Annotated in this window: 31 protein-coding genes and 2 tRNA genes; 16 read left to right on the forward strand and 17 right to left on the reverse strand. The window is 59.2% G+C overall.

The window, feature by feature from the left end; all coding sequences use genetic code 11:
• Positions 1–8: 8 nt before the first annotated feature.
• The 5 genes from AC6EI9_RS14010 to AC6EI9_RS14030 all read right to left on the reverse strand — a co-directional run bounded on the left by AC6EI9_RS14010 (position 9) and on the right by AC6EI9_RS14030 (position 1673).
• Positions 9–82, reverse strand: a tRNA-Asp gene (locus AC6EI9_RS14010).
• A gap of 409 nt (positions 83–491) precedes the next feature.
• Complete coding sequence (locus tag AC6EI9_RS14015; RefSeq protein WP_006043540.1) at positions 492–680, reverse strand: SH3 domain-containing protein; 189 nt, start codon at positions 678–680, stop codon at positions 492–494.
• A gap of 36 nt (positions 681–716) precedes the next feature.
• Positions 717–789: transfer RNA gene (locus AC6EI9_RS14020), tRNA-Trp, on the reverse strand.
• 62 nt (positions 790–851) lie between these two features.
• Positions 852–1316, reverse strand: coding sequence for a 50S ribosomal protein L19 (rplS, locus tag AC6EI9_RS14025; RefSeq protein WP_498468314.1), 465 nt, complete (start codon positions 1314–1316; stop codon positions 852–854).
• A gap of 33 nt (positions 1317–1349) precedes the next feature.
• Positions 1350–1673, reverse strand: coding sequence for a PepSY domain-containing protein (locus AC6EI9_RS14030; protein ID WP_498468315.1), 324 nt, complete (start codon positions 1671–1673; stop codon positions 1350–1352).
• Between the two features lie 60 nt (positions 1674–1733).
• Between AC6EI9_RS14030 and map the strand changes: the two genes are divergently transcribed.
• Complete coding sequence (gene map, locus AC6EI9_RS14035) at positions 1734–2573, forward strand: type I methionyl aminopeptidase (RefSeq protein ID WP_498468316.1); 840 nt, start codon at positions 1734–1736, stop codon at positions 2571–2573.
• Here the strand turns inward: map and AC6EI9_RS14040 are convergent.
• Positions 2554–3342, reverse strand: a complete 789-nt coding sequence (locus AC6EI9_RS14040; protein WP_498468317.1) for an SDR family oxidoreductase — start codon at positions 3340–3342, stop codon at positions 2554–2556. The two genes, map and AC6EI9_RS14040, sit on opposite strands and share 20 nt — an antisense overlap.
• Before the next feature lie 20 nt (positions 3343–3362).
• On the opposite strand from AC6EI9_RS14040, the gene ebsA reads away from it, so the two are divergent.
• Genes ebsA through AC6EI9_RS14055 form a run of 3 tightly spaced genes read left to right on the forward strand, consistent with a single transcriptional unit; the run spans position 3363 to position 5446 of the window.
• The gene (gene ebsA, locus AC6EI9_RS14045) at positions 3363–3740 is read left to right on the forward strand and encodes a type IV pilus biogenesis protein EbsA (protein WP_498468318.1); all 378 of its coding nucleotides are present in this window, start codon (positions 3363–3365) and stop codon (positions 3738–3740) included.
• 29 nt (positions 3741–3769) lie between these two features.
• Positions 3770–4879, forward strand: coding sequence for a phosphotransacetylase family protein (locus tag AC6EI9_RS14050; protein WP_498468319.1), 1110 nt, complete (start codon positions 3770–3772; stop codon positions 4877–4879).
• A 54-nt stretch (positions 4880–4933) separates the two neighbouring features.
• Positions 4934–5446 (forward strand): DNA-processing protein DprA, encoded by a 513-nt coding sequence (locus AC6EI9_RS14055; RefSeq protein WP_115125090.1) that lies wholly within the window; start codon positions 4934–4936, stop codon positions 5444–5446.
• Between the two features lie 3 nt (positions 5447–5449).
• On the opposite strand, the gene AC6EI9_RS14060 is transcribed toward AC6EI9_RS14055, so the two are convergent.
• Positions 5450–5893, reverse strand: coding sequence for an NfeD family protein (locus AC6EI9_RS14060; protein WP_498468320.1), 444 nt, complete (start codon positions 5891–5893; stop codon positions 5450–5452).
• 59 nt (positions 5894–5952) lie between these two features.
• Here AC6EI9_RS14060 and AC6EI9_RS14065 point away from each other — a divergent pair, with 59 nt between their 5' ends.
• On the forward strand, positions 5953–6867 hold the full coding sequence (locus tag AC6EI9_RS14065) for an SPFH domain-containing protein (RefSeq protein ID WP_498468321.1): 915 nt from the start codon (positions 5953–5955) through the stop codon (positions 6865–6867).
• On the opposite strand, the gene AC6EI9_RS14070 is transcribed toward AC6EI9_RS14065, so the two are convergent.
• Positions 6864–7343 carry an MAPEG family protein gene (locus AC6EI9_RS14070; protein ID WP_498468322.1) on the reverse strand — a complete coding sequence of 160 codons (480 nt, stop codon included), beginning with the start codon at positions 7341–7343 and terminating at the stop codon, positions 6864–6866. The two genes, AC6EI9_RS14065 and AC6EI9_RS14070, sit on opposite strands and share 4 nt — an antisense overlap.
• 203 nt (positions 7344–7546) lie before the next feature.
• Here AC6EI9_RS14070 and AC6EI9_RS14075 point away from each other — a divergent pair, with 203 nt between their 5' ends.
• Positions 7547–8041, forward strand: coding sequence for a YajQ family cyclic di-GMP-binding protein (locus tag AC6EI9_RS14075; RefSeq protein WP_498468323.1), 495 nt, complete (start codon positions 7547–7549; stop codon positions 8039–8041).
• A 3-nt stretch (positions 8042–8044) separates the two neighbouring features.
• Here the strand turns inward: AC6EI9_RS14075 and AC6EI9_RS14080 are convergent, their stop codons facing one another.
• From AC6EI9_RS14080 to xth, 3 genes are all read right to left on the reverse strand, one after another.
• On the reverse strand, positions 8045–9340 hold the full coding sequence (locus AC6EI9_RS14080; protein WP_498468324.1) for a carbohydrate porin: 1296 nt from the start codon (positions 9338–9340) through the stop codon (positions 8045–8047).
• A 23-nt stretch (positions 9341–9363) separates the two neighbouring features.
• Positions 9364–10665, reverse strand: coding sequence for a glutamate-1-semialdehyde 2,1-aminomutase (gene hemL / locus AC6EI9_RS14085; RefSeq protein ID WP_498470093.1), 1302 nt, complete (start codon positions 10663–10665; stop codon positions 9364–9366).
• Positions 10666–11001: 336 nt separating this feature from the next.
• Complete coding sequence (xth, locus tag AC6EI9_RS14090) at positions 11002–11844, reverse strand: exodeoxyribonuclease III (RefSeq protein ID WP_498468325.1); 843 nt, start codon at positions 11842–11844, stop codon at positions 11002–11004.
• Between the two features lie 152 nt (positions 11845–11996).
• Here xth and AC6EI9_RS14095 point away from each other — a divergent pair, with 152 nt between their 5' ends.
• The gene (locus tag AC6EI9_RS14095; protein ID WP_498468326.1) at positions 11997–12203 is read left to right on the forward strand and encodes a hypothetical protein; all 207 of its coding nucleotides are present in this window, start codon (positions 11997–11999) and stop codon (positions 12201–12203) included.
• On the opposite strand, the gene AC6EI9_RS14100 is transcribed toward AC6EI9_RS14095, so the two are convergent.
• On the reverse strand, positions 12181–12900 hold the full coding sequence (locus tag AC6EI9_RS14100) for a tetratricopeptide repeat protein (RefSeq protein ID WP_498468327.1): 720 nt from the start codon (positions 12898–12900) through the stop codon (positions 12181–12183). The two genes, AC6EI9_RS14095 and AC6EI9_RS14100, sit on opposite strands and share 23 nt — an antisense overlap.
• An 86-nt stretch (positions 12901–12986) precedes the next feature.
• On the opposite strand from AC6EI9_RS14100, the gene patR reads away from it, so the two are divergent.
• The 4 genes from patR to AC6EI9_RS14120 are packed head-to-tail and all read left to right on the forward strand — an operon-like array spanning position 12987 to position 16493.
• Complete coding sequence (gene patR / locus AC6EI9_RS14105; RefSeq protein ID WP_498470094.1) at positions 12987–13637, forward strand: heterocyst master regulator PatR; 651 nt, start codon at positions 12987–12989, stop codon at positions 13635–13637.
• Positions 13637–14275, forward strand: a complete 639-nt coding sequence (locus AC6EI9_RS14110; RefSeq protein ID WP_498468328.1) for a hypothetical protein — start codon at positions 13637–13639, stop codon at positions 14273–14275. Before patR ends, AC6EI9_RS14110 begins: the two co-directional genes overlap by 1 nt.
• Entirely contained in the window at positions 14272–15507 is a 1236-nt protein-coding gene (gene larC, locus AC6EI9_RS14115; protein ID WP_498468329.1) for a nickel pincer cofactor biosynthesis protein LarC, read from the forward strand. Before AC6EI9_RS14110 ends, larC begins: the two co-directional genes overlap by 4 nt.
• Positions 15501–16493, forward strand: coding sequence for a lysylphosphatidylglycerol synthase domain-containing protein (locus AC6EI9_RS14120; RefSeq protein WP_498468331.1), 993 nt, complete (start codon positions 15501–15503; stop codon positions 16491–16493). Before larC ends, AC6EI9_RS14120 begins: the two co-directional genes overlap by 7 nt.
• Here the strand turns inward: AC6EI9_RS14120 and AC6EI9_RS14125 are convergent.
• Positions 16448–17242 carry a cation diffusion facilitator family transporter gene (locus AC6EI9_RS14125; RefSeq protein ID WP_498468332.1) on the reverse strand — a complete coding sequence of 265 codons (795 nt, stop codon included), beginning with the start codon at positions 17240–17242 and terminating at the stop codon, positions 16448–16450. The genes AC6EI9_RS14120 and AC6EI9_RS14125 overlap by 46 nt on opposite strands.
• On the opposite strand from AC6EI9_RS14125, the gene AC6EI9_RS14130 reads away from it, so the two are divergent.
• Complete coding sequence (locus AC6EI9_RS14130; RefSeq protein WP_498468333.1) at positions 17195–18436, forward strand: esterase-like activity of phytase family protein; 1242 nt, start codon at positions 17195–17197, stop codon at positions 18434–18436. The genes AC6EI9_RS14125 and AC6EI9_RS14130 overlap by 48 nt on opposite strands.
• Positions 18437–18445: 9 nt before the next feature.
• On the opposite strand, the gene AC6EI9_RS14135 is transcribed toward AC6EI9_RS14130, so the two are convergent.
• From AC6EI9_RS14135 to AC6EI9_RS14150, 4 genes are all read right to left on the reverse strand, one after another.
• The gene (locus AC6EI9_RS14135; RefSeq protein ID WP_498468334.1) at positions 18446–19999 is read right to left on the reverse strand and encodes an ABC transporter permease; all 1554 of its coding nucleotides are present in this window, start codon (positions 19997–19999) and stop codon (positions 18446–18448) included.
• 260 nt (positions 20000–20259) lie between these two features.
• A complete protein-coding gene (locus AC6EI9_RS14140; protein WP_498468336.1) occupies positions 20260–20406 on the reverse strand; it encodes a hypothetical protein in 147 nt (48 codons plus the stop codon).
• A gap of 64 nt (positions 20407–20470) precedes the next feature.
• Positions 20471–21544: a CobW family GTP-binding protein gene (locus AC6EI9_RS14145; protein WP_498468337.1), complete on the reverse strand. Its 1074-nt coding sequence runs from the start codon at positions 21542–21544 to the stop codon at positions 20471–20473.
• Positions 21545–21582: 38 nt separating this feature from the next.
• Complete coding sequence (locus tag AC6EI9_RS14150; RefSeq protein ID WP_498468338.1) at positions 21583–21864, reverse strand: 4a-hydroxytetrahydrobiopterin dehydratase; 282 nt, start codon at positions 21862–21864, stop codon at positions 21583–21585.
• Positions 21865–21925: 61 nt separating this feature from the next.
• Between AC6EI9_RS14150 and AC6EI9_RS14155 the strand changes: the two genes are divergently transcribed.
• The 4 genes from AC6EI9_RS14155 to AC6EI9_RS14170 all read left to right on the forward strand — a co-directional run bounded on the left by AC6EI9_RS14155 (position 21926) and on the right by AC6EI9_RS14170 (position 24297).
• A complete protein-coding gene (locus AC6EI9_RS14155; RefSeq protein ID WP_498468339.1) occupies positions 21926–22171 on the forward strand; it encodes a hypothetical protein in 246 nt (81 codons plus the stop codon).
• 67 nt (positions 22172–22238) lie between these two features.
• A complete protein-coding gene (locus tag AC6EI9_RS14160; RefSeq protein ID WP_498468340.1) occupies positions 22239–22382 on the forward strand; it encodes a hypothetical protein in 144 nt (47 codons plus the stop codon).
• Positions 22363–22665, forward strand: coding sequence for a hypothetical protein (locus tag AC6EI9_RS14165; RefSeq protein ID WP_498468341.1), 303 nt, complete (start codon positions 22363–22365; stop codon positions 22663–22665). Before AC6EI9_RS14160 ends, AC6EI9_RS14165 begins: the two co-directional genes overlap by 20 nt.
• Positions 22666–22764: 99 nt before the next feature.
• Positions 22765–24297, forward strand: a complete 1533-nt coding sequence (locus AC6EI9_RS14170) for a carboxypeptidase M32 (protein ID WP_498470095.1) — start codon at positions 22765–22767, stop codon at positions 24295–24297.
• The last annotated feature ends 78 nt before the right edge of the window (positions 24298–24375 follow it).

Genomic DNA, 24375 nt, shown 5'->3' on the forward strand with positions numbered 1-24375 from the left:
ATGAAGAACGGGACCGACGGGATTCGAACCCGCAACTTCCGCCGTGACAGGGCGGTGCTCTAACCGGTTGAACTACGGTCCCAGATCGGATTCAGATCGACGGTGCTCGTCCGTTGGAATCTGATCTGTGTCGCTCTCGCGACTTCGAAAGTATCGACTGTTGCCCTGCCCTCCGTCAATACGCGCGTTGGTCGGGTTCTCAACGACGTGACTTCAGAACCCACCACGCCTGGATTGCCACCAGATCTGGCGATGGGCTCATGTTTCAGATTCCGCTCAACTGACCCCTGGATGCTTTGATCCACCGGGCATGAACAGATCTGACCAACCTGAGGGCTTCTTGCAGAGCATCACGGCGTTGTGAATCGGATTTGAATCATTGGTCATCCACCAACAACGGTTCTTCCGGCAAACGCCCGCCGACGTCATAAAAAACCGGTGGCGACAGCCACCGGCCTCAGTGATCCCGTGAAGGGACGGATTCAGCTTGATCAGGGACGAAAACCTGCGGGCTCGATTAAACGAACTTGATTGCCACGGGCAGTGAACTCACGGCCCTGGTCGCTCTGCACGACCACACGTCCTCCGGATTTGACGCGAATGACACGGGCACGAACCCAGCCGAGAGCGGCTGATTCGAGGACCTTGACCACATCACCAGGTTGAAGATCCAACTCCATGCTCGAAACTAGGAAACTGCAGAAGGGGCCATCGGACGCGCCGTGGAGGACTTGAACCCCCGACATCAGGTTTTGGAGACCTGCGTTCTACCAACTGAACTAACGGCGCAAGGCGATGGGCCCCTCGACCATCACAGGAGTGATGGCATTGGATTGAACGAGACCTAAGCCTCAGCGATCGAAGCGCTGCTTCACGCGGGTGGCCTTGCCCACCCGTTCCCGCAGATAGAAAAGCTTCGCCCTGCGTACCTTACCGCGGCGCTCCACCTTGATGGAGGCAACTTGAGGACTATGCAGCATAAAGACTCTTTCAACGCCGATGCCCTGGAAGATCCGGCGGACCGTAATGGTCTGATTGACACCGCCATGACGCTTGGCGATCACCACTCCCTCGTAGGGCTGAACGCGTTCCTTGTTGCCCTCGCTGATGCGAACACCGACACGGACGGTGTCGCCCACATAGATGTCTGGGAGGTCGGTTTTCTGCTGCGCTTGCTCAAATTCCCTGATCAGCTCAGCAGGATTGAGGCGTACAGCCTTCTTTGCGGCTGGAGCAGCAGTCTTCGGGGACTCGTTCTCAGTGCTTGTGACGTCTGCGCTCTCTTGTGCAGATGTGTCTTTCTGGTCCGCTGCCATCCCAGCTCCGGGTAATCACGCCAAACAACCAGCTTACCCTGCCGACCCACCGTCCACTGAGCGTTTCTTCCAGGCATTCCTCCAGGACTGCAGCATCATTCCGCCTCCGGTGATCAACATCCAGAGCACTCCCAGTGCATTGAGAACAACCACGACGGGTTCAAGCTGCGGTCCGAGCCATTCCCCTTCATGCAGGCTCATCAGCCAGTGGGCGCTGTCTCGACTCACTCCGAACCAGTCGCGCGCAACCCGGTAGCTCAGACCTGTGATGACTGTGGTCATCAACGGCAAAAGGACCAAGGGCGCCACCCTGCTGTGCCAGCGCCGCAGTCGTGCCATCCAGAGAGCCACCGGCATCAGCTCGTCACCATTGATAGCGTGACAGCAGGACGTCGGGACTGCCCGAAGGAATCACCGATGAACTTGTTCGCTGATCTGCTTGCTTCGACCAAAACCGGCAGCGTGACTGCCACTGGCCCGCGCATCCAGCAGCGTCGAGGAGTGGAGATCAAGTCGGCGAGAGAGCTGAAAATCATGGCCAAGGCCAGTCGCATCGTGGCGACTGTGCTCCGGGAAATCATGGAGATGGTCGAGCCCGGCCAGACCACCGCCGATCTTGATGCCCATGCTGAGCGGCGCATCAGGGAAATGGGAGCAACCCCGAGTTTCAAGGGGTACCACGGGTTCCCCGCCAGCATCTGCTCCAGCATCAACGACGAGGTGGTGCACGGCATCCCCAACAGCAGAAAGGTGATCCATGCCGGCGATTTGCTCAAAGTTGATACGGGAGCTTTTTTCGAGGGCTATCACGGCGACAGCTGTGTCACCATCTGCGTTGGTGAGGTCAGTGATCAGGCGGCGACCCTCAGCAAGGTCGCTCAGGAGTCACTGATGGCAGGACTGGCTCAGATCCGCTCAGGAAACACGCTGCTCGATATCGCTGGAGCCGTTGAGGATCGCGTCCATGAAGGTGGTTTCAGTGTGGTGGAGGACTACACGGGCCATGGTGTTGGCCGCAATCTCCACGAAGAACCTTCGGTGTTCAACTTCAGAACGGACGTCTTGCCGAACGTGAAGTTGCGTCCTGGCATGACCCTGGCCGTGGAGCCGATTCTGAATGCCGGCAGCAAAGCCTGTCGCACGCTCAGGGACCGCTGGACTGTGGTCACGCGTGATGGCAGCCTTTCCGCGCAGTGGGAGCACACGATTGTCGTGACGTCCGATGGATGCGAGATCCTCACGGATCGTGGCGATTAGCCCACAGCAGCCTGTTGTAGGTCAACCGCCCCAGCTCAATCAACGGCATCGCCAGCAGAGTGAGTGGATTGGGGGTCACGATGATCAGCGGTAGGCCTAAATCGGCTTGCCAGAGAATCTGACCTGCCACGAAATCAGCCGACATCACACCGATCGGATTGAGGTCCGAACGGAACGGCCCGAGCACCAGCTTGCGCAGGGTCGGAAGCTGCGTCCGCTGCTGACGCGGTGCACTCCAGCGCAGACTGACGAGCTGACCGATCAAGCGCTTGCTCAGCTCATAAGCAGGGCTGAGGGCCGGTTGGATCTCGGCTTCCGAGGTGTTCACCCACAGTTCCGGACGATGGGTGTCTTGCTGGAGGTTCCTCTCCAGCTGTTCAAAGCGCTGCAGAAGCCTCCATTGGCTGAGGGCATTGATCTCAAGAGCCTTGTTCAGGCTCTCGGGGCTCTGATCGCCTCCGGGGTTGATGCCGTGATTGAGCACGAGCAGATCGAGACCACTCAGGGTGGAATCGAGTTCCTCTTCCTTTCCGCAGCTCCAGCAGACCCACTCCTGTGGTCCGGTCAGGCTGTTCAGTTCCGTTGGCTTAGGGCGATGACTCAGCGCAACGACCCAGGCGCCCTTCTGTCTGAGTCGGCGCGTGAGTGCACGACCCAGTTCACCTCCTGCTCCTGTGATTCCCACCCTGCGACCTGACCAGGTCTCTGCCATGGAGCTTGCGTCGGGGGTCCTTGGCACAGGCTGGGCCATGGCGGTGAACTGGTGCATGCTTGGAACAGCTCGACGGTATGACGTTGTCCAGCCCGTCCGGTGACGCTCAACTGGCTCTGTTCGCTCCTTATTGCGGGGGACTGCGTCGAGAGCAGGCCCTCAGGCATGCTCTCGAACAACTTCCCCTGGGCCAGTTCGATGGAGAGCGTGGCTGCAGTGGTGCTCAGCCCCATCGATACCTGCTGAACTGGAGCGCTGCCAATGCCCCGCTGCAGACGTGCCGCTGTGAGTTGCGATTTCGAGGACAGGGTGATCAGCTGTACCCCTTCGAATGCCCTGCGCATCAACTGCTCGATTGGCTGATGCAAGTTGTGGAAGCTGGCCGTCAGGATCTCCCGGACAGCTTCTGGCAGTGGTTGTTGCTTGAGCAGATTGGGGAGGATGGTTCCCCTTAAATTGTGGGCATCAACCTCAGATCTCCCTGATGGGCTCAACGCTGCTGATCGGATCCTGTGAACCCTTCAGCGGCAAGTCCGCCCTGGTGCTCGGGATTGCAAGGCATCTGCGCTCGGTCGGCATTCGGGTCCTTTTTGGAAAACCGCTTGCCACGAGTCTGGACAGGGAGTCCGATCAGGGCGTGCTGTCTTCACCGTTGATCGATGACGATGTCCGTTTCGTGGGAGAGACCCTCGGTCTGCCTCATCAGGACCTGATCCCCTCTCTGCATCTCCTGTCCCCCGAGACTGCCCAGGAACGGCTTGCGAAGGGAACCTTGGCCGCCGGAGAAGGACTTGAGCAACTCAGGACCAGTCTGGAGCAATCGGAAAACAGTGTCACCCTGCTGGAAGCCGCCGGCAATCTCCATGAGGGTTTGCTCTACGGCCTGAGTCTGGTGCAACTGGCCCGCGATCTCGATGCACCGGTGGTGCTCGTGCACCTCTGGGAAGACAGTCGCAGCGTCGATGCGTTGCTGGCCGCCAGTCAGCAGCTCGGTGATCGACTTCGCGGGGTGGTGCTGAACGCAGTCATCCCCGATGATGTGGAAAGCCTGGAACGTGATGTTGTGCCGTCTCTCCAGGCCCTTGGAATCAAGGTGTTTGGTGTGATGCCCCGTTCTCCGCTGCTGCGCAGCGTCACGGTGGGCGAACTCGTGCGTCGGCTTGATGCTCGAGTGATCTGCTGCCGAGAGAAGCTCGACCTGTTGGTCGAGACGCTCAGCATCGGAGCGATGAATGTGAACTCAGCAATGGAGTTCTTTCGCCGCCGCCGCAACATGGCTGTGGTGACCGGTGCAGATCGTACCGATATCCAGCTGGCGGCTCTGGAGGCATCCACGCAATGTCTGATTCTGACGGGTGCTGGTGATCCACTCCCCCAGTTGATCAGTCGAGCGGATGAACTGGAAGTTCCACTGCTCAAGGTTGAGCAGGACACACTCGGGACCGTTGAAGTGATCGAGCAGGCGTTCGGTCATGTGCGTCTGCACGAAGCGGTGAAAGCCACTTATGCCTTCCGTCTTGTGGAAGAACACTGCCGGCTTGCAGACCTGCTCAGCTCCGTGGGACTGGAACACCTTGCGATCGGCTCAAAGTGATTGTCCCTACAGGGTTCACCGCTGCTAGCGTCTGGGAACGCTCGCAGGTAGTCATTGAGCCGATCCCTTGATCTTCCTGCAATGGACAGGGTCGACACCCTTGCCCAGGAATTGGCCTTGCTCCAAGACAAGGGAGCACGGAGGATTGCCATCCTCGGAAGTCGTCATGTTCCGGTGGTCGCCATTCATCTGATCGAGCTGATCGCCCGATCGCTTGCTCAGGAGGGCCACTCTCTTGTGACCTCAGGTGCGCAGGGGGTCAATGCAGCGGTGATCCGAGGAGTGCTGGCTGTGGATGCCTCCAAGCTCACGGTGCTTCTGCCGCAGAGTCTGAGTCGCCAAGGACCTGAGATCCGTGATCAGTTGGAGACGGTTCTGCATCTGATCGAGAAGCCTGAACACGACGATCTGCCTCTGCCGATGGCCAGCAGCCTCTGCAACCAGGACATCATCAGTCGTTGTGATCAGCTGATTTGTCTGGCGTTCCATGACAGCGAGACACTGCTTGCCAGCTGTCGCAATGCCGAAGACATGGGCAAGGTGGTCAGCCTGTTGTTTTTCGACTGACGTTTAAGGCGAAGGCGGGGTCGGCAGAATCTGGAGCCTGGTGCCCTCCCTGCTGATCACAAGCACACGATCTCCGGCCTGAAGAGGAGTCTCTACATCCAGTGAACTGGCTGCCCAGCTTTGGCCATGCCAGCGCACCCTGCCTTCTCCTCCGGGCTGAATCGTTGCCAGGACCTCGGCGGTGTTGTCTTTCAGCCGCCGCCTTCCGGGCCGTGGATTGCGATGCGCAGACCACCTGCTCAGCCACAGCGTTCCCAGCACTGTGATGAGACTGAACAGGGTGATCTGAATCCAGACCTGCAGCGGCAGCAAGGCCGTCACCACGGACACGACAAGACCGGCTAAGACGGCGAACATCAAGCCATCGAAACTGGGCTGCACCAGCTCCACCACCAGCAGAACGCCCGCCACCAGCAACCAGATCAAGGGACTCCAAAGAGGTGGCATGTCAGCTGGCTGCTTCTTCTCACTTTGGGGACTAGCGTCGCCTCAGACATCCATTCGTCATGGAAGCGCTGCTGAGCCTGCCTGCACTGATCCTGATCGCGCTTCTGGGCAGTGGCAGCGTCAAGGTCACTAGCGGTGGCCGCTCTCGTCTCGTTGAGCGGCTGGGCAAGTTCGACCGTGAGTTGCAGCCTGGGCTTTCCGTGGTGATTCCCGTTGTCGAACGGGTGGTGAGTCATGAGTCGCTCAAAGAACGGGTTCTGGATATTCCTCCTCAGCTCTGCATCACGCGAGACAACGTCTCCATCGAGGTCGATGCGGTTGTGTACTGGCAGTTGCTCGAGCATTCCCAGGCGTATTACGCCGTGGACAATCTGCAGGCAGCGATGGTGAATCTGGTGTTGACCCAGATTCGTGCCGAGATGGGCAAGCTGGATCTCGACCAGACCTTCACCACTCGCAGTGAGGTCAATGAGCTTCTGCTGAAGGAGCTTGATGAGGCCACCGATCCATGGGGTGTGAAAGTGACCCGCGTTGAAATGCGCGACATCAATCCTTCGCCGGGCGTCAAGCAAGCGATGGAGGCTCAGATGACTGCCGAACGGGAGAAGCGCGCTGCGATTCTGCGTTCCGAAGGAGAAAAGGAGGCTCAGTTGAATGAGGCGCGTGGCCGAGCAGAGGCTCTCGTGCTGGATGCACGTGCCCAGAAGGAGGCGCTTCTGCTGGAGGCCGAAGCCCAGGCCAAGCAGCAGGGTGTGATGGCTGAAGCGAAGTCCGAAGCGGCACGCGTCATGGCCAGGGCACTGTCCGAGAGCCCGGAAGCGGAAGAGGCAGTACGGCTGATGCTCGCTGAAAACTGGATGGCCATGGGGCAGCGCATGGCTGACTCGCCTGCCGGCAGCGTGCTGATGGTAGATCCTCAGTCACCTGCCTCACTGCTTGCTGCCCTGAAACAATTCCAGCAAGGCAAGAGTTAGGCGGCCATCAGAGCTTTCAATCCCTCGATGTAGAGGATTCCGGAGCAAAGCAGAGCACCGGCCCAGCACAGTCCTCTGAGGGGCGGCACATTGGCCACATAGGCCGGCAAATAAATCAGACGCAGCACGGGCTGGAGCAGAGCTGCGGGCATGGCAAGGCCCTGAAGCTCTCCGGAGTGCAGCACGGCAATCAGGGCTAGAAGCGCGGCTGGAGCATGCAGGCCGAACGCTTCGAAGCTGTTCTGATGGGCCCAGCTGGCTCGTTTTCCCCAGTCTGGAAGGCGGTCGAACATGGCCCTCGGAGCTTTCATGTCGTCCAGGGTGAAGTCCGCCTGTGAGCGGGCTGCACCCAGGGGAATGATGCTGGCGATCACCACAGCTCCCGAAAACACGAGCGACAAGGCGTACGGCGCCGAGGGTGTCTGGTTGAGAAGGTCCGTGATGAACACAATCAAGGCAATCGCGGTTGAAACCATAGTGATCGACTGTTGATCGACGCGATCAACCCGAGTGCATCACCAAGTCGCCGCGTCCGTCTTCCTTCTGGCCGCCTGAAGCGGGGTTTGGAACGGATTGCTGATTGAAGATGACGCTTTCATTGCACTCCATTTGCTGTCAGATCTCCTGTTGAGAGCGGCTTCAAGAGCGTTGCTAACCTTTAACCACTGACGATTGTTCAATGGCTTCGTATTCATTTGATGTGGTCTCTGATTTTGACCGTCAGGAGTTGGTGAATACGCTTGATCAAGTTCGTAGGGATGTGTCTCAGCGATATGACCTTAAGGATTCCGGTTCAGAGATTGATCTTGAAGACACAGCGATTGTGATCACCACCGCCAGTGACATGACCCTTCAAGCTGTTGAAGATATTCTGCGAGCCAAGGCGACGAAAAGAAATCTCTCTCTGAAGATCTTTGACTTCCAGCCGGCGGAGACAGTGGGTGGTAATCGTGTGCAGCAGACCGTTCAATTGAAGAAAGGACTCAGTCAGGAACTTGCCAAGAAAATGAGCAAGATTGTGCGTGATGAGCTCAAGAAAGTCACCGTGGCGATTCAGGGAGACAGCCTCAGGGTGACAGGCAAGAGTAAGGATGATCTTCAGCAGGTGATTCAGTTGTTGCGTTCAAAAGAGGATGAGCTGGATGTGCCTCTTCAGTTTGAGAACTATCGCTGATTCTCAGAGGCTCAAATTAATCTGTACTCCTCCGGCCCAGATTCCTGGGATTTTGCCCTCGCCGCCTGGATTGATGATCCATTGCATTACGGGTTGAATTTGCAAAATTTCTGAAACATAAAAGGAATAATTCAACTCAATTGTTCCTTCGTGGCTCAGCCCCGGGTTGATGGTCGGGCTGAAACTGGTTCGACCCAGGCCCAAAGCAAGCACGTCAAGTGGTCGGCCAGGAATGATGCCTTGGCTTAACCAGCCCCCTGCGATGAATGTTGGATAAGGGTTATTGGCAGGGTCCAGGCTGACGGTGCCACCCGCCCAAATTCGATTATCCAGGCCGAGCGGTACATCAACAGGCCAGGTGAGTGATCCGTAAATGCCACGGTTGATGCCTTCTCCCAGCTCACTTGCGTTGTCAACCAGGAGACGTGTTGATGAGAAATAGCCACCAAGCTGAACTTCAGGAAGTGGTAACTGTCTGATCACGCTCTCATTGCTGTCTGGAATGTTGATTTCTGCCGAAAGATCAGTTCTCGATCGCAGAGGATTGGTTGTCCATTGCAGAGCTTGAACACCGCCCTGGACGTCGGGCACCCCTGGATCAACGCCAAGGCTTGCCGCAATACTGGTCTGAGGGTTCAGGTAGAAGTAGGCATATTCCAGTGAACCAAGAGACTCTGAATGAGCCTGAAGCTTGACTCCAGGCGCCACGAAGGGATCGATCGGCACTCCAGTAATCAACAGGTTCAAAGTGTTGTTCAGGACTGAGCTGATGTAACTGCCCATGGCAGGAACAGACAGAAAGCCGGGTTCCCCAGCCATGACTGGATCCAGCGACATCACGCCCAGTTCGGCTTGCCACCAGCTCTCGCCGCGATTTCTGACCACAGAGGCTTCGGTGATCCAGGTGCCCACTGGATTCACCAGCGTCTGCAGTGTGAACGCTGATCCCAGCTCGGTATTCAGGTCGGGGTTGCCGGCATCATTGGTCAGCTGCAGATTGAGCTGCCAGTGGTCCAATTCAGTCCACTGCTGTTGGTTTTTCCCGAACCCGCTGCTCAGGGACAGGTCGAGCACCACCGCCTGATACCAGCTTGATGCTGATGGATTTGCACCACCGCTGATTCCGGCCATGGGCTCAGCCGTGTAGTCGATGCTGAGATCCAGCCACTCAGGGAGCTGAAGCCATGTCTGCAAGGGGCCTGCGCGGCTGGCAGAGCTCTGCAGTGATGCGATCACGAGGGTCAGCCCGATCAACGCCTTTTTGAACTGGCTACCCATGCCGATGCTGGGATGTGGCATGGGGAGTGACCCTGATTCAGAGTTCAGGCGATCGCAGCGAAGCTGTCGCGGAACGCCTGAATCGTGGCTTCGATGTCTGCGTCCGAATGGGCCAGGGAGGTGAAACCTGCCTCGAAGGCTGATGGAGCCAGGTAAACACCACGCTCAAGCATGGCGCGGTGCAATTTGCCGAAACGTTCAGCGTCCGTAGCCTTCGCCTCTTCAAAGTTGCGAACAGGTCCTTCGCAGAGGAAGAAGCCGAACATGGCGCTCACACTTCCACTCGTGATGGGAAGACCCGCAGAGGTTGCTGCGTCCTTGATGCCTGCGACCAGTTTTTCAGTGGTGGCGGTGAGCTTTTCGTAGTTACCAGGCTGTTTCAGAAGCTCGAGTGTCTTGATGCCCGCCGTCATGGCGAGGGGGTTTCCGCTCAAAGTGCCGGCCTGGTACATGGGGCCAGCAGGAGCCACCATCTCCATGATCTCGCGTCGACCGCCGTAGGCACCTACGGGCAGCCCTCCACCGATCACCTTGCCCATGGTGGTGAGATCAGGGGTGACACCGAAATGGGCTTGGGCACCGCCGTAACTGATGCGGAAGCCTGTCATGACCTCGTCAAAGACGAGCAGAGCGCCGTTCTCCTTGGTGAGTTCGCGCAAACCTTCAAGGAAACCAGGCTCAGGCTGGATAAACCCTGCATTGCCGACGATGGGCTCGAGGATGACTCCTGAAATGGCATCAGGGTTTTCTGCAAATAGCTGCTTGACGGCCTCCAGATCGTTGTAGGGCGCGGTCAGAGTATTGGCGGTGGTGCTGCGGGGGACTCCAGGTGAGTCGGGCAGGCCGAGGGTGGCCACACCGGAACCGGCCTTCACCAGGAACATGTCCGCGTGGCCGTGGTAACAACCTTCGAACTTGATGACCTTGTCGCGACCTGTGAAGGCGCGCATCAGACGCAACACAGCCATGCAGGCTTCAGTGCCGCTGTTCACGAAGCGAACCATCTCCACGCTGGGGACGGCTTCGATCACCATCTCCGCCAACGTGTTCTCGAGTGCACAGGGAGCTCCGAAGCTGGTGCCCTTCTCAATCGTTTCCTGCAGCGCACTGATCACTTCGGGATGGGCATGACCGCAGATCGCCGGTCCCCAACTGCCGATGTAGTCGATGTATTTGTTGTCATCAACGTCCCAGGCGTAAGCACCCTTGACGCGATCGAAGACGATCGGCTGGCCACCCACAGATTTGAATGCACGCACTGGGGAGCTCACGCCACCAGGCATCAGAGCCTGGGCGGCACTGAAGAGCTCCTGGGAGCGACTGGTGTTCAAGCTTGGTGCTGTCACGGGGGCGGATGCCAAGGGGCCGATGCAAACCGTGCCACATCCTGACCCAAGAACGTGCCAAAACGGCTGATCTGTGTACGAAGCGGGGATTCTGGAACTTGTGATACAAGCCTCGGCATCGTGTTTGAGCATGTGATCAGACCCTGTCTGAACAGCGCCTGAGCAGGATTTGAGCCGATTTTCAGCCCCATGCGGCGTTGCATGACCCGCGCAAGAACGGCTTGTTTAAGACTGTGACGGATCGAGCATGTCCTTGCCCCCTTTGATTCAAGCCGCAGCAAAAGCGCCTGGGAATCGCCTTTTTGAGATCAATATTGCTTCAAAGCAGCCTGTGGCTTAATCCATGCCGAAGGTTTCGGGATCGTCTTCGCACTCCTCCTCCAGATCCCAGGACAGGTCAACCACCACAGGTGCATGGTCGCTGGGTTGCTCGCGGTCACGCTCCTGTTTGTCGATCTTGCAGCTCAGGGCAAGCTCCTGCAGGTCGCTGCTGAGATAGATGTGATCAATTCTCCAGCCGCTGTCGCGGTTCCATGCACCGCTGCGGTAGTCCCACCAGCTCCAGTGACCGCTGCCCGATTCGAACAACCGGAAGGCGTCTTTGAGATCATCTCCAAGCGCTTGAGCCAAGGCGCTGCGTTCGGCGTCTGAAGCCATGATTCCGCCGCTGAGACGATCAGGGTCATGGAGGTCTCTGGCTTCCGGTCCGATGTTGAAATCACCCACAACGCAGAGGGGTTCATCCCTTGTCTGAGCTGCCCGCAGATATTTCGCAAGACATGAGAGCCACTTCAGTTTGTAGTCGTATTTGTCGGATTTGAGGCTGGAACCGTTCGGCACATAGAGGTTGACCACCCGGATTCCATCCACCAGAGCACTGATCACACGCTTCTGCTGGCTCAGCTCTTCAGTTTCAGGATCAACCCCCAGTTCTCCCACGAACCCCAAACGCACGTCTTCAAGAGGCTGCCGGCTGATCAGCGCCACGCCGTTGTACGACTTCTGACCATGGAAGCTGACCTCATACCCCCTTGAACGGAAGGGTTCGAGCGGAAAGAGCGGATCATCGACCTTGGTCTCCTGAAGGGCCAGCAGATCGACATCGTTCTGATCCAACCAGCGGACGACGTGATCCAGTCGCGTGCGAATCGAATTGACATTCCAGCTTGCGATCTGCACGGAGACCCTGATGCACCTGATTGGAGACCCTTAGCATCACCCGGAACCGAGCACTTGATCTCATGCAATCGCTCCGCGTGACCTCTGGTCTTGCGTTCGCTCTGTGCAGCGCATTGCTTCCGGTTTGCCCCGCTGCTCAGTCGCAGACGACGATGTCACAGCCGACTGTGCTGGAGCGCAACGAGGATCGCGACATCTACAACACTCTTCCAGGGGAATCCAAGAAGAAGGGATCGGTGCTGGATGTCACGAATCCAATGGAGTTGATGCGGAATCTGCGTCAAGCAACGTCCATGAACGATGCCACCGATCCAGTTGATGCCATTGATGAGGCGCTCAGGGAGTTGTCACAGCCTTAGGGCTCGGGCTTGCCGGTCGATTGCGTGCCGCTTCAAGCGCCCAGCGCAGTTCAAGGGTCTCGAGAGCAGTACCCGTTGTGACCAGAGTTTTGCTCAACGGCATGGCCTTGCGCAGCAGAGCGATGGCATCGTCTCCTCGACCTTGATCCCGTTTCAGAAGTGCAAACGCCAGCAAAGGTTCAGGTCGTTTGGGGTTGTCGTTGATCAGATTGCGATAGCGATCGGCAGCCGCTTTTGATGCTCCTGACAAGCGCTCCAGATCGGCCAACAACAATCCGAGTTGCAGCCGACGTTCAGCTGGCAGGGAGTCGAAACGTTCAGTCATCTGCTTGATTGGCTCTGCGCCCTGGTTGGTCTCTTGTGCGACAAGGGCCCATAGGGTCATCACCTCAAGCCGATCGGGGTGAAGGCGCTGCAAAGGCCTCAAGGTGCGAAACGCTGCTTCGCGATCTCCGTTCCCGTATTGAGCACGAGCCAGCAACAATGCCCAGCGCCAGTCGCTTGGATGGTTCTGAACCTTGATGTTGAGCATCTCCAGTCCTGAGATTTCGTTGTTGGAGGACTGTCTCTGGACCGTGGCTGCAGAACGCGTTTTGGGCCAGAGCTTGGCCACCGTCCAGCCTGCGATCACACAAAGGCAGGCGATTGCGCCCAGCCTGACCAGAGTTTCGGTTGTTTGACGCCTGTAACCCGGCACCGTGTCGTGAGAACGCCCAACCAGTCTGAGGCGCTTTGTCGAAGCTGGCTAGAGTTGCCGCGGGCCAGTGGATGCCCCTGAATCTGATGCGCGACCATCCCATCCCCGCGGTGACCGAGCCGCTGCAGTACCGGGCTATCGGCGTTGTGCGCGGACTGTTCCGGCCCGAATCTGAAGATCAGAGCACCCGGGGCCATTTGATTGATGGTGATGGCCAGGAGCTTGATGCTGTTGTTCTGGGCCGCATGCTGACGTTGATGCGCCGTCATCTCGACATGGACAAGCCTCACCTCTGGGTGGTGTACCCGCGGTGCAGGGAAGCCGGTCAGTTGCATCTCCAGATCGCTGGAATCTGGGAGCCCAGCACCCTCTCAGCCTCGGATGCGGAGATCGACTCTGCGGATGCGTCCATGGATGAGTTGCCTGAGGGTGACGATTACTTCTCAATCAGGGGCGAGCTCATCTACACGAAGCCGGAAGCATCGGAAGTTGTGGTCAAGGTGCGTCAGCAACCCCGTGCTGATGGCTTTCGCCCCTTGCCGTTCAAGTTGCAACTCAGTGGCGAGATCGAGCTTGCGCACCTGCGCCATTTCGTCAGCCTTGACGTGCGTCGCCAAGGGCAGATGCTTCAAGTTCAGTCCGTCGAGGTGATTGCACCGATGCCCACCCGTGGTGGCAAGGGGCGCGGTGGTGCCTCCCGCCGCCCTGCAGACCACAGTCGAACGGCTCGCACCTGATGAATCCCTCTCCCGTTTCCAGCACCACTGCCGGTTTGGCGGTGGCCGGTTGCACAGGGCTCGCGGTGTTTGGCCCGCTCGTTGGTCTCTCGGCCGCCTGGATCGCTCTGCTTGTGGGTGGCGGCTTGCTTGCACTCACCCTCGACGCCTCCCAGTTGGAGGGAATGGGGGGACATCTCCTGGCAGAAGCTCTCCCCGGAGGAAAGATGCGGCTGCGACGGGTGGCGCGCCATGAGGCAGGTCACTGGCTGGTTGCGCGTGAGGAGGAGATGAAGGTGCGGCGCGTCCTGGTGGGCACACGTCCTTGTCTTGAGGCAGGCCTGCGTTGCAATGGAGCCACCGAATTCGAGCTGCCGGATCAGGTTCGATTACCCCTGGAAGATCTGCGCCGCTGGAGCCGTGTTCTTCAGGCCGGCATGGTGGCCGAGACACTCCTGGAGGGGGCCGCTCGTGGCGGGGCTGACGATCGGGCACTGCTCGGCAGGATCTGGGGATTGTCAGGTCAGGATGTGGCCACCGCGCAACGCGAGCAGCGCCGTGCTCGTCGCGAGGTGGAACAGCTTTTGAAAAAGCGTCTCGAGGATCTTGATGTCATCGCTGAAAGGCTGCTGGAGGGCCTCGATCCGGAGCTGACATGACCCCTGGCAATGCCGCTGCCTACGTGGTGGACTGTCCCACCGGTCTGGCCGGAGACATGTTGCTGGCGGCCTGTCTTGATCTGGGGGTCCCCCCTGAGGTGGTTCATGCCCCGCTGAGGGAGCTTGGTTTTGAGAACGCCTACGTGCTTCGTGTTGAGGAGGCGCGAAACGGCGGTCTGAGGGGACTCCGTGTGGATGTTGAAGAGCGAGACCCCCATCCACCGCATCGACACTGGGGAGAGTTGCGCCAAAGGATCGGCAATGCCGTGCTCGCTCCTTCATTGCAGGCGCGGGTGTTGTCGGTGTTCACGGCACTCGCCGAAGCAGAAGCGGCCGTTCACGGCATTCCAGCTGAGCAGGTCCATTTCCATGAAGTTGGCGCCATTGACAGCCTGGTGGATGTGGTTGGTGTCTGCGCTGCCATTGAGCATCTCCAGCCGCTATCGATCTGGTGCGTCCCTCCTCCAGCGGGACGCGGCTCGGTTGCGACGGCTCACGGGCGGCTGCCTGTCCCTGCACCGGCAGTTCTCGAGCTGGCGCGACGTCATGGTGTGCAACTGCGCTGGGGCGACGACTGGCCGGAAGCTGAGCTCACAACTCCGACCGGCCTGGCTCTGATGGCTGTGCTTGCTGACGGCTTCGGATGGCCCAATCAGTTGGCTCCGCAAAGGGTTGGTACTGGGCTGGGCCATCGTCAGCTGGACCGTCCCAACCTGTTGCGCCTGATCCGCCAGCTTTCACAGCCCCCTGTTGAAGCCAACCAGCCCCGTTGGCAGGACCTGATCATCCAGGAAGCCTGGATTGATGATGTTTCGGCTGAAGCCGTGGCATGGCTGATCCAGCAGCTGCGTGATGCGGGTGCTTTAGACGTGGCCTGTTATCCGTTGCAGATGAAGAAGGGGCGTCCAGGAACCGCCGTCACGGCCCTGGTGCTGCCTGACCAGGCAGCGGATCTGCGCCGGATCTGGTGGAGGGACAGCCCAACCCTGGGACTGCGCGAACGACGTCAGGGGCGCTGGGTGCTGCCGCGTCGTCGAGGAGTCCTCCAAACTCCATGGGGCGAGCTGTCGGCCAAGCAGATGTTGAAGCCCGACGGAAGCCAGTCCGTGAAGCCCGAGCGGGATGCTCTCCAACAGCTTGCACAGCGCGCCGGTCTCTCTCCAGAAACTCTCTGGCAACAGCTTTCCAAGCAGACTCTTCAGTTCAATCCCCAGCAGGAGTGGACATGCTGAAGCATGTCCGATCCCTGCTTTTGGTGAAACCCCCCGGAGGTCTGAAGCTGTGGATCACTCTGATCACTCTCGGATTTGTGGGCTGGGCGCTGGCTGGTCATGCCGTAGGTCTGCGCTCTTTGTCGATCACGTCACAGGGCTGGTGGTGGCTTGTGCTGGCCCTCGGCCTCAGTTGGCTGAGTTTGGTTGTGAATGCCGGCGCCTGGCAGGTTCTGGTGCGATGGCTGGGCCACGGCTCAGGCTCAACTCCTCTTGTCCCCTTGTATCTGAGCAGCAATCTGCTCAAGTACTTGCCCGGTGGAGTGTGGCATTTCCTTCAGCGTGTGCGGGCCTTGGGTCCTTCCATCGGTACGGGGCCGGCCCTCGTGTCGGTCTTGCTCGAGCCGATGTTGATGGCGGTGGCGGCCCTGCTCTGGCTGCCCTTCGGTGGTTGGCAGAACGGACTGGCCTTGCTGGCGCCACTGCCTGCACTGCTCCTGCTTCCGCGCTGGAGAGAGCCCTTGCTCTGCAGGCTTGAACGCAGCCGATTAAGGCAACTCAATCGCTCTGATCCCGATCTGGGCTCCTTGCCTCCCCTTGAACAGCTGGGCAGTGGACGTGATGTTTATCCCTGGGCACCGCTGATGGCCGAGCTGGTGTTCATCGCCTCACGCTTCTCCGGTTTCTGGTGCTGCATTCAGGTGTTCGGACTGACCTCGGTGCTGCCGATCGGCAACTGGATGGCAGCCTTTTCACTGGCCTGGGCCACAGGGCTTGTGGTTCCCGCTGCTCCAGGGGGGCTGGGTGTCTTCGAGGCGGTGCTGCTGCTGCGCCTGGGTTCATCCGTGCCTGAAGCAGCACTGCTCGCCGTGGCACTCAGCTATCGCCTCGTGGTCACTCTTGCGGATCTGCTGGCCGCGGCAGGCGTGAAAATGGATGGTCTGATCGCCCTGCGCGTCGCTCAGCTCAGTGATTCTCCGCAGTCCTCATCGGGCTCCTCCAGCTGAACCGTGCAGTGCTCGATGCCCTTGTGGTGCATCGCCTGCCGAACCCCGCTCAGCAGCTGCGGATCCTGATCGCTCAGGCCCGCATCCCTCTGCAGGTGAACAGTGAGGGCCACGCGCGTTCCGCCGATGGACCAGATGTGCAGATGATGGACGCCCTGCACCCCTGGCATTGCCTGCAGATCGGCCAGAACGGCGGCTGGATCAATCCGATGGGGAACTTCATCCATCAGCTCGGCGAGGCCATCGCGCAACAACATGATCCCAAGCCATCCCACGCTCAGGCCGACTCCAAGACCTGTGAGGGGATCAATCCATGTCCAGCGGGTGATGGAGGTCACCAAGGCGCTCAGCAGCACCGCCGCCGAGACCGCTGCATCTCCGAGCAGGTGAAGAGCAGCAGCTCGGCGGTTCAGATCACCATGGTGATCTGAACCGAACAGACGGGCGGAGACCAGGTTCACCACAAGGCCAGCGCCTGCGGCGATGGCGACCGGCCACGCCACCACCAGCTCCGGTTGTCGGAACCGCTGAATGGACTCCACGCAGACCACTGCGGAGGCCATCAGGATCAGGACGGCATTGGCGACGGCTGCCAGCTGGGTGGAGCGTCCGAAGCCATAACTAAAGCGACCCTTGGCGGGTCTCTGGCTCAGGCTCTCCGCTCCCCAGCCCAGCAGGAGTCCCATCACGTCACCGACGTTATGCAGGGCATCGCCGATCAATGCGATCGATCCGAAGGCGATCCCCACGGCGATCTGCAAACCGCTCAGGCTGGCATTGAGCAGAACCGTCCACCGGAATGCTTGTCGACTTTGCCCGTGGCTGTGGCTGTGGATGTGGCCGTTGTCGTGGCCGTGGTCGTGGCTGTGGTGATGATGTTCCAGTTGACCTTGGCACCTAAAACCATGATGGTCACAGCCTTGCCGGCTTTGCCATCGCCGGCACGGGCACTTCCCTGTCCTCTGGCGGCTGGCTGGGAGGTGATTCGCAACCTTGAACTCCCAGACCGGGGATTGGATGGAGCTCGTGTGGGTGGCTTCTCCGCTGTGGCCTATCAGGGAAAGCACGATCGCCTCTGGTTGTTGAGCGACGCAACCACTGGTTATTTGGTTTCTTTCACTGGCCTGAGCCGTCTGTTGCAGGGTGAGCAGGCATCGCTGCAGGGTGGTCGACGTCTGCTGTTGAGGGATCGAAAGGGGTCACCTCTGCCTGCGAACTTTGACGGTGAGGGGCTGGTGCTCCATGGCCATCAGGTCTGGATTGTCAGTGAGGGGCGCCGAAGCCCTGAGAGAAGAGCAAGACTGCAGCGTTACAACCTCTTGAATGGACGCCTGCAGCGCGAGGTCCCGCTCCTTGCTGACTGGCAAGAGAGGGATGGGCAGGGGCTTGCCTCCAATCGAGGACCTGAAGCACTCACGCAGATGGCATCCGGTGATCTGGTCATGGCAGCAGAAGCTCCGCTGATTCAGGACAGGGCACAACAGGTCAAGGACTGGGTTCGGATCGCCCGTCTCCGCCCCGGTCCGGATCAGCTGCTCGAGCCCCTTGGCAGATTCGAGATTGGACCTGCAGGTGCATCGGCCAGTCGGAAGCTCGGTTTGACCGAACTGCTGGCCCTTGAGGGTGATGCAGCAGTTCTTGGGCTGCTGCGCAGTTTTGCGTTGCCAGCCGGTTGGGCTGCTCATCTGCAGATGCTGGGTCTGCCTGCACGTGAATCAGCGAACGCTCCCCTGATTCAACCGTTGCAAAGCTGGGATCTGCTGGCCGAGGGTCTGCCATCAGCCAACTGGGAGGGCATGGCCTGGGGTCCGGCGATGAAAGACGGTCGAATTCCGCTGGTGCTGGTCAGTGACGATGGTTTCCACCCTTTCCAGAGCAGCTGGCTGTCCGTTCTGGCTCCGCGGCGCGGGCCCGACTGTGTGCCCAATCGTTTCGCCTTCTGACCCCGACCGTTACTCCATATCCCGATCCAATCGGGGCACCAGAGCTGATGAAGCAATCAGACCGAGGACCAGGATCATCAGTGCTGGCCAGACCGCAGCAGCGAGTTGCTCATCACCTGCGTACTGAAACACCCTCACCGCAAGCGTGTCGAAATCGAAAGGTCGCAGCGCGAATGTGAGCGGCAGCTCCTTCACGGTGTCAACGAACACCAGCAGGCTGCCAACCAGGATGGGGCCACGCAGAAGCGGCAGATGAACGCGTCTGAGCACGGTCGGCCAACGCAAGCCCAGCCCTGTTGCTGCTTCATCAAGGCTGGGAGAGAGTCGCTCCAGAGCAGCATCAATGCCACCTTTGCTCACAGCGAGGAAGCGATCGCTGTACCCCCAGAGCAGAAGCAGGATTGGAGACAGTTGCCAGGGGGCGCCGACCACCAGCAGAGCCAGCGCCAGAACTGCACCTGGAATGGCATAGCCCATGCCTGCCAGAAACGTCACAGCTCTGAGCCACCTGGCACGACTCCAGCGTTTGGCGACGGCCAGCAACAGAGCTGCCAGGACCGCAAGCAGGGTCGCTCCAAGCGCGAGCCCCAGCGTGCGCATGGTCAGCAGCAGCAATTCGGGTGTCAGGCCGGTGGCCAGCTGTTGCCAGTTCATTCCGCCCCACCACAGCGGAATACCAAGCGTGATGAACGGAGGTACTGCTGCCAATGTCTGGGCGCAGAGAGCTCGCCAGCCGTTCAGCGTCCATGCCGGTGACTCTCCGCCGGCTACGCCTTCGGACCAGCGACGGCTGCGGCTGCGCAGCCTGCGTTCGCCGAACAGAAGGACCATCACAATGCAGAGGGTGATCAGAGCGAGTCCCACAGCACCAGCGGGATTGCCCTCGATTCGCCAGGCCTCGATGATTCCAGCCGACAGACTGGGAATGCCGAGCAGTTGCACGGCTCCATATTCGTTCAAAACCTCCATGCCCATCAGGGCAATGCCGGCACCGATCGCCGGCAGAGCCATGGGCAGTGCGATCCGGCGGAAACTGTTCCAAGGCCCCACTCCTAGCGAGCGGCAGGCTTCCAGTTGCCGGCGTCCACAGATGGTGAAGCTCTCAGTGCTGAGCAGGAACACATACGGGTAGGTGGTCAGCGCCATCACAACGATTCCCCATCCCATTCCGTTGATGTTGATTCCCTCCAGACTGCCGATATCCACCAGGGTCGCCGCCAGCAGATACGACGGATTGGCCAGTGGGATGAGCTGGGCGATCCGCAGCCAGCGGCGGCCAGGGAAACGGCAGTTCGCCAGCAGCCAGCCGTTGGCGGTTCCGATCACACCCCCCAACAGGCTGGTGCCGATCAGTAACACCACTGTGCCGCGGATCTGGAGCAGACCATCCGGCCGAAGGCTGGCATTGCCGTTGCTCACGCCGCTGAGTCCTTCGCCCAGTAGACCGATGACCGGAAGCAGGGCAAGGAACCCAATCGCCACGGCTCCCGCCACCAGCAAAAAGCGGCCTGATATCAAGCTGCGCGTCCTGGCGAGTAGTCCTTGTTCAAGGGGATCTGCCATTGAGGATCGATCGCTGTTCACGATTGGATTACAGGCAGCGAGAGGTGTTCAGGGGCTGAGCACGTTTTCGGGTCTGTTCCTTGAAGCCAGCAGGAGTTGCGCTCTCCATCCTGACCGAGTCCGATGCGTCGAGGCAGGAAGGCTGGGTAGACACGCGCAGCAGCATCTCAGCGAAGCGTATTCAACAACTTGGATGTATGCATAAAAAACCCTCACCTGAGGTGAGGGTTTTGACAGAGAATCAAGTTGAGACCTGCTGTTCAGCGGTCGCTGCGACGCACGGGAATTGGAACAAGGGCTGGCTCCATCAAACCACCGCCACCGTTGTCGTCGTCGGAGTCGAGCAGCAGCCAGAAGGCAAATGCCAGAGCCATCAACAGGCCGCCAGCCGCGAGAACTTCAACCATGCCCTCTCCTCATTGCATGCCACCCTAATCATGTTTGCTGGATACGGGGCAACTTCGCCTGCTCTTACTGATCAACAGACACGACAACGCAGTCCTGAAGCTGATGTCTCAGGGCGTCATGGTCGAGTCCACGGCCGATGAGCACCAGTTGGTTCCTGCGGGTTCCGGTCCAGTCGCTGTCGTCGATTGAGAATCGTTTCCCCGCCAGGTGGAAGACATGACGTCGCTCGCTTTCCTTGAACCAGAGGATTCCTTTGGCGCGAAAAACGCTTTCAGGCAGGTGGTTGTCGAGAAAATTCTGAAAGGCTCTCAGGTCAAAGGGATCACTGCTTGAGAACGACAGTGATGTGAAGCCTTCGATGGCCAGATGATCGGCGGATCCATGATCATGGCTGTGCCCGTGGTCATGGCTGTGCCCGTGGTCATGGCTGTGCCCGTGGTCATGGCTGTGCCCGTGGTCATGGCTGTGCCCGTGGTCATGACTGTGCCCATGGTCGTGGCTTTCGTTCACCACTCGATCGGATTCGAACAGACCCACGCTCAGAAGAAGGGGCAGCGGCACATCCCCCTTCACTGAGTGCAGGATGCGTGCATCTTTTTTGACGTCGCGCAGCTGTTGTTCGACATCCTTCAAGCGCCCTTCATCCACAAGATCGGTTTTGTTGAGCATCAGGATGTCGCCATAGATCACCTGTGAACGACCGACTTCGCTGGCAATGGCTTCTGCTCCGAAGTTCTCAGCATCAATCAAGGTGATGATCGAGTCGAGCCTCGTTGAATCACGCAGCTCGCTGCCCAGGAACGTCATGGCAACGGGCAGCGGATCAGCCAGGCCAGTGGTTTCCACCACCAGGTACTCGACCGGTTTGGGTCTGCTGAGGATGCGGTCGACGGCCTCCAGCAGCTCGCCGTTAATGGAGCAGCAGATGCACCCGTTGCTCAGTTCGACCATGTCTTCGTTGGTGCTCACCACCAACTCGTTGTCGATGCCGATCTCCCCGAATTCATTCACCAGAACAGCTGTCTGAAGACCCTCCTGATTGCTCAGGATGTGGTTCAACAGCGTCGTTTTTCCTGCTCCAAGAAAGCCAGTGAGAATCGTCACCGGCACCGCGGCTCGCTTCACGCTGGATGTCATAGAAAAAATCTCTGCCCTGGAACCATTCTGGCAGCGGGCTACTGCAAGGCGTCGATCGATCGCGCCAGCTCGGCATCCAGATTGCTGAGTCCTCCCAGGTCGTGTGTGGTCAGTTCGATCGTCACCCGGTTGTAGACGTTGCTCCAGTTGGGATGGTGCTGCTTTGATTCCGCCAACAGGGCAACCCTGGTCATGAAGGCGAATGCCTCACTGAAATCGCTGAACTGCCACTGGCGTTTGAGGCGCTCATCCCCCACCTGCCAGTGCGTCAGAGTGGCGCGAAGGGCTTCACGTTCCTGAAGGCTGAGCAGTGCTGCCATTGGGCATCGGCATTGAACTTCAGCTCTAGCCTGGTGCTTGAGCAGCGGTTCTGGTCAATAGATGTTCAACAGACTGGTCTGGCTTCTGCTGTTCCTGGTTCCCGTGGTCAGCATTTCACCGCTTCCTGCAAGGTCGCAACGGGTGGTCAAGAAACTCACTGCTGAGTGCCCGATGGGCTACATCGACATGTCAAACGGCAAGTGCAGCGCTCTCGGATTGATGAGCTACACCCTGCGCCCAGCGATGGATGAAAACTGTCCGTCTGGTTGGAACCCCATGGGTGGTGGCTATTGCCGCAAGGATTGAACCCATCGTCAGATCCGCGCGAGAATGCATTGATTGTGCGGTCAGCTTGCGAAGCAGGGCTTGGTTCATGACAGACGTCGACTATCTGATCAATCGATTTCATGAGCTGTTCAGGCGACAGGATGCCCAGCGCCAGTTGAAACGGCTTTCGCTCGAGGAACAAAGAGATCAGGAGTGCGGCTCTCCTGAAGATGGTGAAGAGCTGCAATAAGCGGACGGCCGATCTCGACTCCGCCCTTGAACCGCCGTTTCAACTAGAACAGCGTTTCCCCGGCTCTTGGGAGATCATGCGACTCCTGTATTTCGCAGCAGTCTTCGCCACGGCCTCCTGGCTCATCACTCTGCTGTGGCGCAAGCTGGTCGCTGTCCGACAAGTTGGCGTCATTGTTGAATCCCCTGAACGAACAGCCCAGGTCAATGCTCTCGAGAGGGCTCTGCGCGCTGAAGATGGGGAACCCGATACCAGTGCAAATGACGATCAGGAGCTGTCCTGACAGTTGATGACTTGAAGGCCAATCGATCCTTGATTTGCTTCCTGGGCTCTGTGCTCCGACCTCGAAGCTGGTTAAGGTCTTTTCAGATCGATGAAGCCAATGGCTGCCGGGACAACGGCTTGGGATCGTCTTGGCTCGCACCTTCACGAAACCCAGGTTATGGATTCCATAACCAGGACGCTCTACTGGGATCAAAACACCCGAATGCCAAGTGGTGGTGCAGCCTGGCGGGGTGAGCAACTGGCTCTGCTGGCTCGCCAGCTCCATGCACGCCAGAGCTCCGAGCACTATGCGGAGCTGATCGCGGAAGCCCGTGATGAGTGGCGAACCCGCTCCAACAGTGGAGATCCCCCTGAACTTGTCACCGGCCAGGCCCGCAATCTTGATCTGCTGGAGAAGGATCTCCGGCGGCAGCAGGCACTGGACCCTGATCTGGTCAGTGCTCTGGCCACGGCCAAATCCCAGGGTTACAACCTTTGGCAACAGGCACGGAGGACTTCCGACTTTGCTCTGTTTGCACCAGCCCTTCGCCGGATGGTGGAGCTGCGTCAGGAACAGGCCCGTCAGCTGGCAGAACCGCGAAGTTGCTGGGAAACTCTCGCGCAGCCGTTCGAGCCTGACCTCACGCTTCAGCGGCTTCAGAATCTGTTCGCGCCGCTGCGCAGACGTTTGCCTGAGTTGTTGGAGCAACTCAAGGGCAGCCCAAGACCGTCGTCTCTCAGCTGGGATCTGCCCGCATCGACTCAGCAGCAGCTCTGTGATCAGCTCCTCAGCGACTGGGGCAGGGATAAAGGGATCACATGCGTTGCGGCTTCCCCGCACCCCTTCTCAATCACACTGGGTCCTTGCGACTTCCGCATCACCACGCGAGTGGTGGCTGGTCAGCCTCTGTCCTGTTTTCTGGCCACAGCTCATGAGTGGGGTCATTCGTTGTACGAGCAGGGACTGCCCACCTCGACGCATCAGTGGTTTGCCTGGCCTCTCGGTCAGGCCACGTCGATGGCCGTGCATGAAAGTCAGTCGCTGTTCTGGGAAAACCGGGTGGCCCGCAGCCAGCCCTTTTCAGAACTCTGGTGGGAACGCTTTGCCGCTGCGGGTGCACCCCTGGGTTCGCCGTCGGATCTGTGGAAGGCGATGAATCCGGTGGCTCCCGGATGCAACCGGGTGGAAGCGGATGAACTCAGCTATGGACTTCACATCCTTGTTCGAACGGATCTTGAGCTGGCTCTTCTGGAAGAGGGGCTGTCGGTGGAGGACCTCCCGAGCGAATGGAACCGTCGTTACCGCGAATTGCTGGGGGTCACCCCTGCTGATGATGCGCAGGGCTGCCTTCAGGATGTGCACTGGAGCGAAGGTCTGTTTGGCTATTTCCCCTCCTATCTGCTTGGGCACCTGGTGAGCGCACAGTTGAGCGAGGCAATGACGGCGGCGATTGGTTCCCCCGAAGAGCATGTTCGCCGTGGAGATCTCGGCGTCATGCTCGGTTGGCTGCGAGAGAACGTCCACCCCATCGGGCGTGCCCTCAATGCCGAACAGCTTGTGGAGCAGGTGTCCGGCCGGTCTCTCTCAAGTGATCCCTTCCTGAACTACCTGGAAGCCAAGCTGGAGCAGTTGTTCGCCGTCCGGGCCTAACCCTCTGCCCGGTGCTTTGCGCTGAATCGGTGTGTGGTGAATGTCAGAGCTGAACCAGACGGTTGAGCACGAAGCAGC

This window comes from Synechococcus sp. MIT2312 (assembly GCF_059772315.1).